14 protein-coding genes and 2 tRNA genes are annotated in these 12,991 nt (G+C 71.4%); 10 read left to right on the forward strand and 6 right to left on the reverse strand.

Annotated elements, in window-relative coordinates:
• Window positions 1-43: 43 nt before the first annotated feature.
• Together K8Z49_RS15165 and K8Z49_RS15170 are read left to right on the forward strand one after the other, a co-directional pair.
• Entirely contained in the window at window positions 44-1,330 is a 1,287-nt protein-coding gene (locus tag K8Z49_RS15165) for a sensor histidine kinase (protein ID WP_412519295.1), read from the forward strand.
• On the forward strand, window positions 1,282-1,926 hold the full coding sequence (locus tag K8Z49_RS15170; protein WP_021598893.1) for a LuxR C-terminal-related transcriptional regulator: 645 nt from the start codon (window positions 1,282-1,284) through the stop codon (window positions 1,924-1,926). Before K8Z49_RS15165 ends, K8Z49_RS15170 begins: the two co-directional genes overlap by 49 nt.
• A 37-nt stretch (window positions 1,927-1,963) precedes the next feature.
• On the opposite strand, the gene K8Z49_RS15175 is transcribed toward K8Z49_RS15170, so the two are convergent.
• Complete coding sequence (locus K8Z49_RS15175; RefSeq protein WP_021598892.1) at window positions 1,964-2,380, reverse strand: cupin domain-containing protein; 417 nt, start codon at window positions 2,378-2,380, stop codon at window positions 1,964-1,966.
• 60 nt (window positions 2,381-2,440) lie between these two features.
• On the opposite strand from K8Z49_RS15175, the gene K8Z49_RS15180 reads away from it, so the two are divergent.
• Window positions 2,441-2,911: a MarR family winged helix-turn-helix transcriptional regulator gene (locus tag K8Z49_RS15180; protein WP_021598891.1), complete on the forward strand. Its 471-nt coding sequence runs from the start codon at window positions 2,441-2,443 to the stop codon at window positions 2,909-2,911.
• Window positions 2,912-3,105: 194 nt separating this feature from the next.
• Window positions 3,106-4,935: a glycosyl hydrolase family 18 protein gene (locus tag K8Z49_RS15185; protein ID WP_083597983.1), complete on the forward strand. Its 1,830-nt coding sequence runs from the start codon at window positions 3,106-3,108 to the stop codon at window positions 4,933-4,935.
• Window positions 4,936-5,045: 110 nt separating this feature from the next.
• Here the strand turns inward: K8Z49_RS15185 and K8Z49_RS15190 are convergent, their stop codons facing one another.
• The gene (locus K8Z49_RS15190; RefSeq protein ID WP_024935660.1) at window positions 5,046-5,843 is read right to left on the reverse strand and encodes an SDR family NAD(P)-dependent oxidoreductase; all 798 of its coding nucleotides are present in this window, start codon (window positions 5,841-5,843) and stop codon (window positions 5,046-5,048) included.
• An 82-nt stretch (window positions 5,844-5,925) separates the two neighbouring features.
• On the opposite strand from K8Z49_RS15190, the gene K8Z49_RS15195 reads away from it, so the two are divergent.
• From K8Z49_RS15195 to K8Z49_RS15205, 3 genes are read left to right on the forward strand one after another with little or no spacing between them, the layout of a single operon-like run.
• Window positions 5,926-6,525 (forward strand): TetR family transcriptional regulator, encoded by a 600-nt coding sequence (locus tag K8Z49_RS15195; RefSeq protein ID WP_412519298.1) that lies wholly within the window; start codon window positions 5,926-5,928, stop codon window positions 6,523-6,525.
• Between the two features lie 12 nt (window positions 6,526-6,537).
• Window positions 6,538-7,377 (forward strand): alpha/beta fold hydrolase, encoded by an 840-nt coding sequence (locus tag K8Z49_RS15200; protein WP_412519300.1) that lies wholly within the window; start codon window positions 6,538-6,540, stop codon window positions 7,375-7,377.
• The gene (locus tag K8Z49_RS15205; protein ID WP_412519302.1) at window positions 7,374-8,057 is read left to right on the forward strand and encodes an HAD family hydrolase; all 684 of its coding nucleotides are present in this window, start codon (window positions 7,374-7,376) and stop codon (window positions 8,055-8,057) included. Before K8Z49_RS15200 ends, K8Z49_RS15205 begins: the two co-directional genes overlap by 4 nt.
• A 43-nt stretch (window positions 8,058-8,100) precedes the next feature.
• Here the strand turns inward: K8Z49_RS15205 and K8Z49_RS15210 are convergent, their stop codons facing one another.
• A complete protein-coding gene (locus K8Z49_RS15210; RefSeq protein WP_412519304.1) occupies window positions 8,101-8,682 on the reverse strand; it encodes a YceI family protein in 582 nt (193 codons plus the stop codon).
• 123 nt (window positions 8,683-8,805) lie between these two features.
• Here K8Z49_RS15210 and K8Z49_RS15215 point away from each other — a divergent pair, with 123 nt between their 5' ends.
• Both K8Z49_RS15215 and alaS read left to right on the forward strand, forming a co-directional pair.
• Window positions 8,806-9,225 (forward strand): winged helix-turn-helix transcriptional regulator, encoded by a 420-nt coding sequence (locus K8Z49_RS15215; RefSeq protein WP_021596242.1) that lies wholly within the window; start codon window positions 8,806-8,808, stop codon window positions 9,223-9,225.
• A 129-nt stretch (window positions 9,226-9,354) separates the two neighbouring features.
• The gene (alaS, locus tag K8Z49_RS15220; protein WP_412519307.1) at window positions 9,355-11,982 is read left to right on the forward strand and encodes an alanine--tRNA ligase; all 2,628 of its coding nucleotides are present in this window, start codon (window positions 9,355-9,357) and stop codon (window positions 11,980-11,982) included.
• A gap of 35 nt (window positions 11,983-12,017) precedes the next feature.
• On the opposite strand, the gene K8Z49_RS15225 is transcribed toward alaS, so the two are convergent.
• Window positions 12,018-12,091: transfer RNA gene (locus tag K8Z49_RS15225), tRNA-Pro, on the reverse strand.
• Window positions 12,092-12,204: 113 nt separating this feature from the next.
• Between K8Z49_RS15225 and K8Z49_RS15230 the strand changes: the two genes are divergently transcribed.
• Window positions 12,205-12,275, forward strand: a tRNA-Gly gene (locus tag K8Z49_RS15230).
• Window positions 12,276-12,484: 209 nt separating this feature from the next.
• Here K8Z49_RS15230 and K8Z49_RS15235 read toward each other — a convergent pair.
• Window positions 12,485-12,607 (reverse strand): hypothetical protein, encoded by a 123-nt coding sequence (locus K8Z49_RS15235; RefSeq protein WP_412519309.1) that lies wholly within the window; start codon window positions 12,605-12,607, stop codon window positions 12,485-12,487.
• A 41-nt stretch (window positions 12,608-12,648) separates the two neighbouring features.
• Window positions 12,649-12,933 (reverse strand): helix-turn-helix domain-containing protein, encoded by a 285-nt coding sequence (locus K8Z49_RS15240; protein WP_412519311.1) that lies wholly within the window; start codon window positions 12,931-12,933, stop codon window positions 12,649-12,651.
• Window positions 12,934-12,991 lie beyond the last annotated feature (58 nt).

Genomic DNA, 12,991 nt, shown 5'->3' on the forward strand with positions numbered 1-12,991 from the left:
ATGGGGGGACGTCCACGGTCATGGCGATTTCTTGGAGGATCAGGTGAGCGAGCAGCTCCGCGGTTACGGGCGCCGCGTCGTCCTCAGCGTCGTCCGCGGGATCGTCCAGATCGTGCTGGCGTACACGGTGAACCTGCCGCTTTTCATCTTGGCCGTGCTGTCGATCGTTTTCATCCCGCTCGGCGCGGGGATCGTGCTCACGCCGGTGGTGTTCCAGGCGATCCGGTCGATCGCCAACCAGCAGCGCGCGTGGGCGGCGGAGTGGTCGGGCGTGACGATCCCCCTCCCGTACCGGCCTGAGCCGCGCGGGGCGGGACCGTTCAAGCGGCTGGGGTGGATGCTCGGCGATCCGGCGTCCTGGCGTGACCTGTTGTGGACGCTGCTGAACGTGCCGGTCGCGCTCGTCCTCGGCGTGCTGGCCGCCGGGACGACGATCTACGGGCTGGAGGGCGTTCTCGTCGCGCCCTGGGTGGCGATGGTCGCCGACTTCGGGTGGGGGCCGTTCTGGATGCTGAGCGATTACGGGGTCATCGGCATCGTCGGCTCGATCGTGCTGGGTGCGGGGTTGACCGTGGCGTCCGTTCCGTTGGGGCCGATGTTCGTGAAGGCGCACGCTCTGTTCTCCCGGTCGCTGCTCGCGCCGACGAAGGGCGCCTTGACCGAGCGCGTCCAGCGGCTCACCGAGACCAGGTCGGACACCGTGGACGCCTCCGCCGCCGAGCTGCGCCGCATCGAGCGGGACCTGCACGACGGCGCGCAGGCCCGGCTCGTCGCGCTGAGCATGAACATCGGGCTCGCCGAGGAGATGATGAAGCACGACCCCGAGACCGCGCAGAAGCTGCTGGCCGAGGCGCGCGAGGCCAGCGGGAGCGCGCTCACGGAGCTGCGCGACCTGGTCCGCGGCATCCATCCGCCGGTGCTCGCCGAGCGCGGCCTGGACGGGGCCGTGCGCGCCCTCGCGCTGACCCTGCCGCTGCCCGCGGACGTCCGGGTCGACGTGCCCGGGCGTGCCGAGGCGCCGGTCGAGTCGGCGGCGTACTTCGCGGTGGCGGAGATGCTCGCCAACGTGGTCAAGCACTCGGCGGCGCGGCGGGCCTGGCTCCAGATCGAGCACACCGGCGACCGGCTGCTCATGATCATCGGGGACGACGGGACCGGCGGCGCCGACCCCGCGCACGGGAGCGGTATGCGCGGGATCGAGCGCAGGCTCGCGGCGTTCGATGGGACCATGGCCGTGACGAGCCCGCCCGGCGGGCCGACCGTCGTGACCATGGAGCTGCCTTGCGCGTTGTCATCGCCGAAGATCTCGCCCTCCTCAGAGACGGGCTGATCCGCCTGCTCGGCGCGTTCCAGTTCGACGTCGTGGAGGCGGTGGACAACGGGCCGTCCCTGCTGCGGGCGCTGACCACGCACCGCCCGGACGTCGCGGTGGTGGACGTCCGGCTCCCGCCGACGTTCACCGACGAAGGCCTGAAGGCCGCGCTGGAGGCCCGCGAACAGATTCCGGGGCTGCCGGTGCTGGTGCTGTCGCAGCACGTGGAGCAGCTGTACGCGCGGGAGCTGCTGTCCGACAGCACGGGCGGCATCGGCTACCTGCTGAAGGACCGCGTGTCGGACGTCAAGGTGTTCGTGGAGGCGGTGCGCCGGGTCGCGGACGGCGGCACCGCCCTCGACCCGGACGTGGTGTCCCAGCTGCTCACCCGGCACGCCCGCGAGGAGCCGCTGCAGCGGCTGACGCCCCGCGAGCGGGAGGTGCTCGGGCTGATGGCGGAGGGGCGGTCGAACGCCGCGATCGCCGCGAAGCTGTTCGTCACCGAGAAGGCGATCAGCAAGCACACCAACAGCATCTTCGGCAAGCTCGGGCTGCCGCAGTCGGAGGACGACAACCGCCGCGTCCTCGCCGTCCTGGCGTACCTGGGCGCCTGATCACCCCGGCGGCCTGATCACCTTCGGCGGCGCTCGGTCACCGCGCCCACGGCGGGACGATCCGCTCGTCCCCCTGCGGCGCGATCGCGCACTTCTCCGGGTCGACGACGGCGTCCGGGTCGTAGGCGAGGCAGCCGGCGTGGGCGGCGACCACGGCGGTGAATCCGGAGTCGCCGGCCGTCATCCGGCGCGGCGCGTCGGCGGGCAGGACGACGGTGTCGCCGGGCCGCGCCTGCAGCGTGCGGCCGTCCAGGTCGACGGTCGCCGCGCCGTCCAGGAACGTCCACACCTGCTCGGTGTCGAAGGCGTGCCGCGGACCCGTCTTGCCGGGCGCCATGTCGACGCGCCAGACGGCGATGCCGCCGGTGCCTCCCTGGGTCGGTGTCGCGAAGGTGGTCATCACGCCGTTGGGCGTCTCGGTGCGGCGGCTCTCGGCATTGCGGACGAGCGTCATGGTCCCGATCCCCTAAGTTGGACAACAAGGTTGTCCATATAGTCAATGAGGTTGTCTTTTATGTCAAGCGAGCCTCCCGGCTTCGAGCTGCCGCTGCGGCTGTTCCTCGCCTTCCGCGTGATCATCGACGAGCTGCACGCCGAGCTGGCCCGCGAGGGGCACCCCGAGCTGCGGCCGATGCACGGCTTCGTCTTCCAGGCCATCGGCCCGGACGGCACGACGGCCGTGGAGCTCGGCCGCCGGCTCGGGGTGTCCAAGCAGGCCGCGGGCAAAATGGTCGATTCGCTGGAGCGGTCCGGGTACGTCGAGCGCGCCGCCGACCCGCGGGACGCGCGGCGCAAGATCGTCCGGCTGACCGGGCGGGGCGTGGACGCGCTCGCCCGGTCCGCGCGCATCTTCGACCGGATCCGGGCCGACTGGGCCCGGCGGCTCGGCGCGGACCGCATGTCGGCCCTGGAGGACGATCTCCGCAGGATGACCCCCGCGGACCTGTGGCGCCTCGACATGCCCGGCTGGTTCGGGACGCCGTGAAAAATCTTTCGCGTCCGATGACCGTACGAGTCCAGGCAGCCGCTTAGACCACTCCCCCGGACGCCCGCGGGCCCGCCACCAGGCCTTGTCGGCGCCGTCCGGCCCGGTTACGATCTGGCCAATTCTTAGGAAACTTTCCTAAGAATTGAGCGGGGATTCCTGTTTGCTTCGGGGGCCGGACCGAACGGAGAATCATGACACGACCGGGCGGACGGCGGGCCATCGCGCTCGCCGGCGCAGCGACCCTGGCGGTGGCCACCGCCCTGCTCACGGCGCCGCCGGCGTCGTCGGCGGGAACGGTCACCGCCACCTGCAAGAAGGCCTCCGACTGGGGCACCGGCTTCGACGGGACCTGCACGATCACCAACGGCACCGGCGCCGCGATCAACGGCTGGCGGCTGGAGGCCGACCTGCCGGCCGGCACGTCCGTCGGCAACGTGTGGGACGCGACGAAGGCCGTCTCCGGCAACCACTACACCTTCACCAACGCGAGCTGGAACGGGACGATCGCCGCGGGCGCCAGCGCGAGCTTCGGGTTCGGCGGCAGCGGCTCCGGCTGGTTCACCGGCTGCACGGTCAACGGCGCGGCCTGCGACGGCTCCGGCGGTCCCGGCGGGGACACGCAGGCTCCCGCGGCCCCGTCCGGACTCCGCTCGACCGGCAAGACCGCCACGAGCGTGAGCCTGGCCTGGAACGCGGCAACCGACAACGTGGGCGTCACCGGTTACGACGTCTACAACGGCTCCGCGAAGGCCGCCTCGGTGACGGGCACCAGCGCCACGATCAGCGGGCTGTCCGCCAAGACCGCCTACACGTTCACCGTGAAGGCCCGCGACGCGGCCGGGAACACCTCTCCCGCGTCCGGCGCCGTGTCGGTCACGACCGACGAGGGCGGCGGCAACCCCGTCGCCGGTGACAAGGTCATCGGGTACTTCGCCGAGTGGGGCGTGTACCAGCGGAACTACCACGTCAAGAACATCGAGACGAGCGGATCCGCCGGCAAGCTGACCCACATCAACTACGCGTTCGGCAACGTCCAGGGCGGCAGGTGCACCGTCGGCGACAGCTTCGCCGACTACGAGAAGACCTACACCGCCGGCGAGAGCGTCGACGGCGTCGCCGACACCTGGGACCAGCCGCTGCGCGGCAGCTTCAACCAGCTCCGCAAGCTGAAGAAGCTCCACCCCAACCTGAAGGTGCTGTGGTCGTTCGGCGGCTGGACGTGGTCCGGCGGCTTCGGCCAGGCCGCCGCCAACCCGGCCGCGTTCGCCGAGTCCTGCTACAACCTGGTCGAGGACCCGCGCTGGGCGGACGTGTTCGACGGCATCGACATCGACTGGGAGTACCCCAACGCCTGCGGCCTCACCTGCGACACCAGCGGCCCGAACGCGCTGAAGAACGTGCTGTCGGCACTGCGCTCCAAGTTCGGGTCGAACAACCTCGTGACGGCCGCGATCACCGCCGACGCGAGCGACGGCGGCAAGATGGACGCGACCGACTACGCGGGCGCCGCGCAGTACGTCGACTGGCTCAACCCCATGACCTACGACTACTTCGGCGCCTGGGCCGCGCAGGGTCCGACGGCGCCCCACTCGCCGCTCACGTCCTACCCGGGCATCCCGCAGGCCGGCTTCAACTCCGCCGAGACCATCGCGAAGCTGAAGGCCAAGGGCGTCCCGGCGAACAAGCTGCTGCTCGGCATCGGCTTCTACGGGCGCGGCTGGACGGGCGTCACCCAGTCCGAGCCCGGCGGCACCGCGACCGGCGCGGCGCCGGGCACGTTCGAGGCCGGCATCGAGGACTACAAGGTCCTCAAGGGCAAGTGCCCCGCGACCGGCACCGTCGCCGGCACCGCCTACGCCAAGTGCGGCAGCGAGTGGTGGAGCTACGACACCCCGTCCACCATCGGCGGGAAGATGGGCTACGCCAAGGACCAGGGCCTGGCGGGCGCCTTCTTCTGGGAGCTGAGCGGCGACACGACGGGCGGTGAGCTGATCACCGCGATCAAGAACGGTCTCGGCTGAGCTGTTCGCAGGAAGGGGAACTCCCAGCCCCTCAGACAGCCGGGACCTCGGGCCCCTGACCACCTGGACGCCGGTCAGGGGCCCTCCCCTGTTCTAGGTGGGGACTGGGCTCAGGCGAGGGACTGGCCGCCGTCGATCGTGAGGATCTCTCCGCTCATGTAGGCGTTGGCCATGAGGAAGAGGGCGGCGGAGGCGGCCTCCTCGGCCGTCCCGAACCGTCCGAGCGGCATGTCCCCGCCCGCCTCGGCCATCGCCGCGTCGCCCTCCGCGCCGGCGGCGGCTCCGTAGAGACCCCGCAGCAGCGGAGTGTCGAACGCCCCGAAACGGATCGCGTTGACCCGGAGGCGGGAGGGCGCGAGCTCGACCGCCAGCGCGCGGGTGAGCGCCTCGACCGCGCCGACCGCCGCGAGCGGCGCGGACATGCCCGGCCGCGGACGCGCGACGAGGATGCCCGAGGTCAGCGTGATCGACCCGCCCGGGGGCATGCGCGGGACGGCGGCGCGCGCCGCGGTGAGCGCCGCCCACGCCGGCGCCTCGACGGTGGTCCCGGCGGTGTCCCGGGTGAGCCCGGCGACCGGGCCCATCCCGGCCGGGCGCCCGGCCGTCACCAGTACGTGGTCGACGGTGCCTGCGCGCTCGAAGACCTCCTCCAGCGCGCTCTCGTCGGCGACGTCGGCCGCCGTGCCGAACACCTCGGCGCCCGTGCCGGCCGCGGTCACGCGCGCCACGGCGGCGTCCAGCCGCTCCTTGTCGCGGCCCGCGAGCACGATCCGCGCCCCGGCCGAGGCGAGCAGCTCCCCCGCGGCCAGGCCGATGCCGGAGCTGCCGCCGAGGATCACCGCCGTGCGGCCGGCGAGGCTCTGCGGGAGCGGCGAGCGGACCGGGACGGGTGCGTCGGTCGTGGCCATGGGTCCTCCTCAAATAAACCATCTGGTTGTTTTAGAATGATCGCCGGAGCGGCCGAAGTCAACCGGGTGGTTTAATCCGCGTATGGGCTACGACGCGGAGGCGACCCGCCGGCGGATCTTCGAGGCCGCCACCGCCGAGTTCGCCGCGCGCGGGCTCGCGGGCGCCCGGATCGATCGCATCGCCACCGAGGCGCGGGCCAACAAGCAGGCCATCTACCTGTACTTCGGCAGCAAGGAGAAGCTGTTCGGCGCCGTGGTGCGCGCCAAGATGGCGGAGATCGGCCACGCGACCGACATCGATCCGGACAGCCTGGCGGAGTCCGTCGGCAGGCTGTTCGACTGGTACCGGGAGCACCCGGAGCTGGTCAGGCTGCTGCTCTGGGAGGCCCTTGAGACCCCGGACCGGACGCAGGGCGAGACAGAGCGCCGTGAGGAGTTCCAGCGAAAGGCCAGGTACTTCACGGAGCACGGCGCCGGCGGCGGCACCCCGGACCCGGACCGGTCGCAGGCCGTCCAGGATCTGATGTTCACCGTGTTCGGCCTCATCGCGTGGAACTTCGCCGTCCCGCAGTTGCGGCGGATCGTCCTGAACGAGGAGGACGAGGCGGCCGCCCTGGCGCGCCGCCGCACGTCCGTCATGGAGGCGGCGCGCGTGCTCGCCGAATCACACGGATTCGGCTGAACGGGCTCGACGATGTTGGGAGTTGCCTTGCAGGACTGGACGCTGCGTCAGACCTACCCGAGCCAGCGTGGTGAGGTTCGGTGGGATGTGCTCGGAAACGAGCACGCGGACCCGGTCGTGCTCCTGCATGGCACACCGTTCTCGTCCTACGTGTGGCGTGGTGTCGCGCGCGCTCTGACGACGAACCACCGCGTGTACGTCTGGGACATGCCGGGGTACGGGACGTCCGAGATGAGCGATGGACAGGACGTCTCACTGGCGGCGCAGGGCAAGGTCTTCACCGAACTGCTGGCGCATTGGGGCCTGGACGAGCCGTCCGTCGTGGCGCACGACTTCGGCGGCGCCGTGTCCCTGCGGGCGCATCTCCTGCACGGTGTGCGCTACCGCCGCCTCGTCCTCGTCGATCCGGTGGCGCTCGCTCCGTGGGGGTCTCCGTTCTTCCGCCTGGTCGGAGCCAACGCCACGGTGTTCGAGCAGCTCCCGCCCGCGCTGCACGCCGCCCTCGTCCGGGAGTACGTGACGTCGGCGAGCCACCGCGGCCTGCACCCCGCCGCCCTCGATTCGCTCGTGGAACCCTGGCTGGGAGAAGACGGGCAGCCCGCGTTCTACCGGCAGATCGCGCAGGCCGACCAGCGCTACACCGACGAGGTCCAGGGGCGGTACGGCGAGCTGTCCCTCCCGGTCCTGATCTGCTGGGGCGCCGAGGACACGTGGATACCGATCGAGAAGGGCCGGGAGTTGGCCGGCCTTGTCCCGGGCTCGCGCCTCCATCCGATCGCGGGCGCCGGTCACCTGGTGCAGGAGGACGCGCCCGCCGAGCTGACCGCCGCGCTCCTCGGCTTCCTGTCGTGATCACGGCCGTGCTGTTCGACCTGGACGGGACGCTCCTCGACCACGAGGGCGCCGCGGCCGAGGCGATCGTCCGCTCCTTCCCGGACGCGGACCCGGTGTGGCTCGTCCGGCGCTGGTCGGAGCTCACCGAGGAGGCCGTCGACCGGTATCTGGCGGGCGAGCTGACCATGGACGCGCAGCGCCGCCTGCGGATCGTCTCGCTCGCCCGGGACCTCGGACTCGGCGAATGGGACGAGGCCCGCGCCGACGCGTGGATCGCCGGGTTCCTCCCCCGCTACCGGGCCGCCTGGCGCCCGTTCCCCGACGCCGCCGGAGCGCTGGACGCCCTCGCGGCGCGCGGGCTCCGGCTCGGGGTGATCACCAACGGCGACGCCGGGCAGCAGCGCGCGAAGGTCCAGCGGATCGGGTTCGCCGGCCGGCTCCCCGTCGTCGTGGCCTCCAGCGAGGCGGGCTCCGCCAAGCCGGCCGCGGCCATCTTCCGGACGGCGTGCGCGGCCCTCGGCGTCCGGCCGGATGCCGCCGCCTACGTCGGGGACCGGCTCGCCACCGACGCCCAGGGCGCCGCCGCCGCGGGCCTCACCGGCGTGTGGCTCGACCGCTCCGGCGGTCCAGCGCCCGGCGACCTGGACGTCCCCCGCATCACGACCCTGGAAGCCCTCCCCGAGGCGCTGGCCGTGTGACGGCGCGGGCGGGCCCTCCGGCCGGGGCCGCCCGCCGCCCGGGTCAGTCCGTCTTGAGGACCGCCTGGATCTCCAGGACGATCTGGACCTTCTCGCTCAGCCCCAGCCCGTTGCTGCCGGGGATCTTGGCGGTGTCGCCGACCCCGAACTCCAGCCGGCTGATCTCGCCGGTCGCGGTGAACCCCGCGCGGGCGCCCTTGAACGGGTCGTCCTCCCGGAACGGGTCGGGGCCGAAGCCGCCGATCTCCAGCTTCAGCGGGACGTTCTTCGTGACGCCGCGCAGCGTGAGCTCGCCGTCCAGAACAAAGGCCTCCCCGTCCGCGCGCAGGCCCGTGGAGCGGTACGTCATCGTCGGGTACTTCACCACGTCCAGGTAGTCGCCCGACCGGACGTGCTCGTCGCGCATGCGGTTGCCGGTGTCGATCGAGGTCAGCTCGATGGTCGCGGTCACCGACGAGTCCAGCACGTCCTCGCCGGTCTCGATCGTCCCCTCGAACGAGCCGAACCGGCCGCGGACCTTGCTGACCATCAGGTGCCTGATCGTGAAGCCGACGTCGGAGTGGACGGGGTCGATGGTCCAGGTGCCGGCGACGTAGCCGGGGATCTCGACAAGCTCGGCGGTCATCGTGTCTCCTAGTGGTTATGAATGGTAAGGCGGTTCCCATCAGGAACCGCCTCCATGGTGCGGACACCCCAGGAGTCGGCACAAGAAGGCACTTTTTTCTGCCCTGGTCACTTGGAGATAACCATGGAGCACACACCCGCGGGATGCCGGGCGCGCGAGATCCTCGACCGGGTCGGCGACAAGTGGTCGCTGTTGGTCATCTCGCTGCTCGGCGAGCGGCCCAAGCGCTTCAACGAGCTGAAGCGCGAGATCGACGGGATCAGCCAGCGGATGCTCACCGTCACGCTGCGCGGCCTCGAACGCGACGGGATCGTCACCCGCACCGTCTACCCGGTGGTGCCGCCGCGCGTGGAGTACGCGGTCACCCCGATGGGCGCGACCCTCATGGAGGTGTCCACCACCCTCGTCCGCTGGGCCGAGTCCCATCTGGAGGACATCGACGCCGCCCGCGCCGCGTACGACGCCCGCGCCGCCGAGGAGGAGGCGCTCAAGGAAGGCGCGGCGCCCGAAAACCGCGTGCTGGAGCCGAGCACGCGGCGGTAGCGTTAACGGCGATGGACCTTCACGAGGTGGGACGGCGAGCTAGCCGCGCCGAGCTGGGGAACGGGCAGTCGTGCCCGGCCCGGCTCGGCGGTGCGCGCCGTCATCCCATCGACCTCGTGAGGCCGTCCCATGCGTTCGACTGACATCCGTTCGACCTTTCTCGACTTCTTCCAGGAGCGCGACCACCGCGTCGTGCCGTCCAGCCCGCTGATCCCGTCCGATCCCACGCTTCTGCTGGCGAACGCGGGCATGAACCAGTTCAAGCCGTACTTCCTCGGCGAGACCACGCCGGACCACCCCCGCGCGGTGTCCGTGCAGAAGTGCGCGCGCACGTCCGACATCGAGAACGTGGGCCGCACCACGCGGCACGCGACGTTCTTCGAGATGCTCGGGAACTTCTCCTTCGGCGACTACTTCAAGGCGGAAGCGATCTCCTGGGCGTGGGAGCTGTTCACGCGCCACTACAACCTCGACCCGGAACGCCTCTGGGTCACCGTGTACCTGGACGACGACGAGGCCGCGAAGCTCTGGCAGAGCGTCGGGGTCCCGTCCGAGCGGATCCAGCGGCTCGGCATGGAGGACAACTACTGGTCGATGGGGATACCCGGCCCCTGCGGACCGTCCTCCGAACTGCACTACGACAGGGGCCCGTCCTTCGGGCGCGAGGGCGGCCCCGCGGTGAACGGCGAGCGCTACCAGGAGCTGTGGAATCTCGTCTTCATGCAGAACCTCCGCGGCGAAGGCTCCGGCAAGGACGGCTATCCGATCCTGGGCGAGCTTCCCGCACGCAACATCGACACGGGACTCGGCCTCGGCCGCCTCGCCGCGGTGCTCCAGGACGTGGACACGGAGTGCGAGACGGACCTGCTCGCCCCCACCTTCCGGCTCGTCCAGGAGATGGCGGGCCGCGGCTACCCGGGACGCGACGGCAGCGACGACTCCACGTCGTTCCGCATCGTCACCGAGCATTCCCGGTCGATCGCCTTCCTCATCGCGGACGGCGTCATGCCCGCCCGCGACGGCCGCGGCCACGTGCTGCGGCGGCTGATGCGGCGGGCCGTCCGGCACGCCCGCCGGCTCGGCATCGACGACCCGGTCCTGCCCGCTCTCACGTCCAGCGTCATCGACACCCTCGGCGACGCGTGGCCGGAACTGGCCCGGCAGTCGCCCCTGATCCGGCAGACGGTCGGCGCCGAGGAGGAGGCGTTCGATCGAACCCTGCGCCAGGGCTCCCAGCTCCTCGACGCGGCGATCGGCCGCGCGACGACGACCATCTCGGGCCGCACCGCGTTCGAACTGCACGACACCTACGGCTTCCCGATCGACCTGACCATCGACGCGGCCCGCTCGGCCGGCCTCACCGTCGACGAGGACGCGTTCGCGGAACTCCTCGAAACCCAGCGCCGGCAGGCACACCGCGCGGGCCAGGGCCGCAAGTCGGACGCGGTCGCACGACAGGACGCCTACCGCCGCGTCACCGCACGCCACGGCCTCACCGACTTCGTGGGCCACACATCGGAAACCGCGGAAACCCAGGTGCTCGCACTCCTCGGTCCGAACGGCGAGCTGCCCAGGGCAACCCAGGGCGACGAGATCGAGATGGTCCTCTCCCGCACCCCGTTCTACGCGGAGTCGGGCGGCCAGGTCGGCGACACGGGCACGATCCGCACATCCGACGCGAACCTTCGCGTCCTCGACACCCGCCCCGGACTGGACGGCCTGCACGTGCACACCGTCCGCATACTGGACGGCGAAGTGCGGCCCGGCACCCAGGCAGAGGCGACCGTCGACGCGGACCGCCGCGCGGCGACCGCACGCTCGCACAGCGCGACCCACGTCCTGCACGCGATGCTGCGCCGCCTCCTCGGCGACCACGCCGCCCAGCACGGCTCCCGCGTCGAGCCCGGCCGCCTGCGCTTCGACTTCGCGCACTTCTCCCCGGTCGACACCGACCCCGTCCAGGCCCTCGTCAACGACTACCTCCTCGACGACCCCGACGTCCGCGTCTGGGAAGCGAGCCGCGCCGAGGCGGAGGCCGCAGGAGCAATCGCGCTGTTCGGCGAGAAGTACGGCCAGGATGTCCGCATCGTGGACATCGGCGACGCGTCCCGCGAACTCTGCGGCGGAACCCACGTCGGCCACGGCTCGCAGGCGGGCCCCGTCCACATCGTCGGCGAGTCGTCCATCGGCACCGGCCTGCGCCGCATCGAGGCGCTCACCGGCGCCGACGCCCTTCGCCACCACAACCACGAGCGCAACCTGCTGCACGAGCTCGCGGCGCTCCTGAACGTCCGTCCCGACCAGGCCCCCGACCGCCTGCGGCAACGCCTGGCCACCCTCACCGAAATCCAGCGCCACCTGGAGAACCTCCACCAGGCAGAACTCGAGAAGCACGCAGACCACCTGGCGTCCCTCGCGGAGCCCGTCCCGGGCGGCTGGCTGGTGGCCCAAACCATCCCCAACCTCACCGGCACCGACCTCCGCACGATCGCCACCGGCGTCCTCTCCCGCCGCGACCGCCACGGCATCGTCGTCCTGGGCACGGAAACCAACGGCAAGGCGGCCCTGGTCGCCGCCGCAGGCGCGGACACCAACATCCAGGCCCGCACCATCCTCACCACCGCGGCCCGCGAGGTAGGCGGCGGCGCAGGCGGCAAGGGCCCCATGGCCAGCGCGGGCGGCCGCAACCCGGAGAACCTCCCCCAGGCGATCACCACCGCCGCCGCGGAGGCCCGCACCCTCCTCGCCGACCACTGACGCGAGAGCCCCCGTCCCAGGACGGGGGCTCCATGTCGGGCTGGCGGGATTTGAACCCACGACCCCCGGCACCCAAAGCCGGTGCGCTACCAAACTGCGCTACAGCCCGCGGATCGCGAGAGCAGTCTAGTGCCGATCAGCCCGCCCCGCTCCGCGCGCCACGTCCACCCCCGGAACCCTGTACGCTACGGGATGGCGATCGAGGCCCGCGTGCCTCCGCTCGCGGGCGTAGCTCAATGGCAGAGCCCCAGTCTTCCAAACTGGCTACGCGGGTTCGATTCCCGTCGCCCGCTCCCTTTGAGAAGGCCCAGGTAGGGACCGTGTTTTCCCTCCTGGGCCTGGCCTTTCCCATGATCGCTAAGGCTTCCGTGCCCGATCGTTCAGGCGTGCCCCTGTCACCCTTGTCACTGCCCCGAGCCACCTTGAACGCCTCACCGAGCGGTTGGCGTCCTTTTGCGGGTAGGGCTTGTCGCGTCCCTTGTAGGGCGTGAGGATGTGCGCGTCAGCGCCCTGGTAGGCCCTTGTCGGCCAGCACGAGCAGCCCGGTGGCGGCCAGTGCCCAGGTGACGCCCCAGATCGGGGCGGCGGTGAGGTCGTGGACCGAGCCGCGCATAGGTCCCGACACCCATAGCAGTGTCCCGCCCGGTGCGGTGATGACCTAAAGGTTCATGCCGTGGCGGCGATGCTTTTCCCCGGGTAGTGGGGCCGGTCGGCGGCGACCCGGTCGATCGAGATCAGGGTGCCGTCCAGCACCAGGTACGGCAGCCCGTCCTTGACCGCTTTGGCCAGCGTCGCGCCGAGTTTGGGTGCGCGGGCGGCCAGTACGTCGACGGTCTCGTTGACGTAGCGCCACGCGGTGGTGGAGACGGCGAATCCGACGCCCAGTTCGGCGTAGGTCTCGCCTTTGCGCAGGTAGATCGGGTCATCAGGGCCTGCACGCCCGGCGGGCACCGGCCCTTGCTCGCGATGGCCTGGCGGTGGCGGCGGACCACACCGGTGGCGTAGGTCA

The organism is Actinomadura madurae (assembly GCF_047130825.1).
GTDB classification, from domain to species: domain Bacteria; phylum Actinomycetota; class Actinomycetes; order Streptosporangiales; family Streptosporangiaceae; genus Spirillospora; species Spirillospora madurae.

Coding starts and splice junctions, on each gene's coding strand:
- K8Z49_RS15200 (WP_412519300.1), top strand. CDS start 6,538: ATGTTGGGAGTTGCCTTGCAGGACTGGACGCTGCGTCAGACCTACCCG.
- K8Z49_RS15215 (WP_021596242.1), top strand. CDS start 8,806: ATGGAGCACACACCCGCGGGATGCCGGGCGCGCGAGATCCTCGACCGG.
- K8Z49_RS15195 (WP_412519298.1), top strand. CDS start 5,926: ATGGGCTACGACGCGGAGGCGACCCGCCGGCGGATCTTCGAGGCCGCC.
- K8Z49_RS15175 (WP_021598892.1), bottom strand. CDS start 2,380: ATGACGCTCGTCCGCAATGCCGAGAGCCGCCGCACCGAGACGCCCAAC.
- K8Z49_RS15190 (WP_024935660.1), bottom strand. CDS start 5,843: ATGGCCACGACCGACGCACCCGTCCCGGTCCGCTCGCCGCTCCCGCAG.
- K8Z49_RS15185 (WP_083597983.1), top strand. CDS start 3,106: ATGACACGACCGGGCGGACGGCGGGCCATCGCGCTCGCCGGCGCAGCG.
- K8Z49_RS15210 (WP_412519304.1), bottom strand. CDS start 8,682: ATGACCGCCGAGCTTGTCGAGATCCCCGGCTACGTCGCCGGCACCTGG.
- K8Z49_RS15180 (WP_021598891.1), top strand. CDS start 2,441: ATGTCAAGCGAGCCTCCCGGCTTCGAGCTGCCGCTGCGGCTGTTCCTC.
- alaS (WP_412519307.1), top strand. CDS start 9,355: ATGCGTTCGACTGACATCCGTTCGACCTTTCTCGACTTCTTCCAGGAG.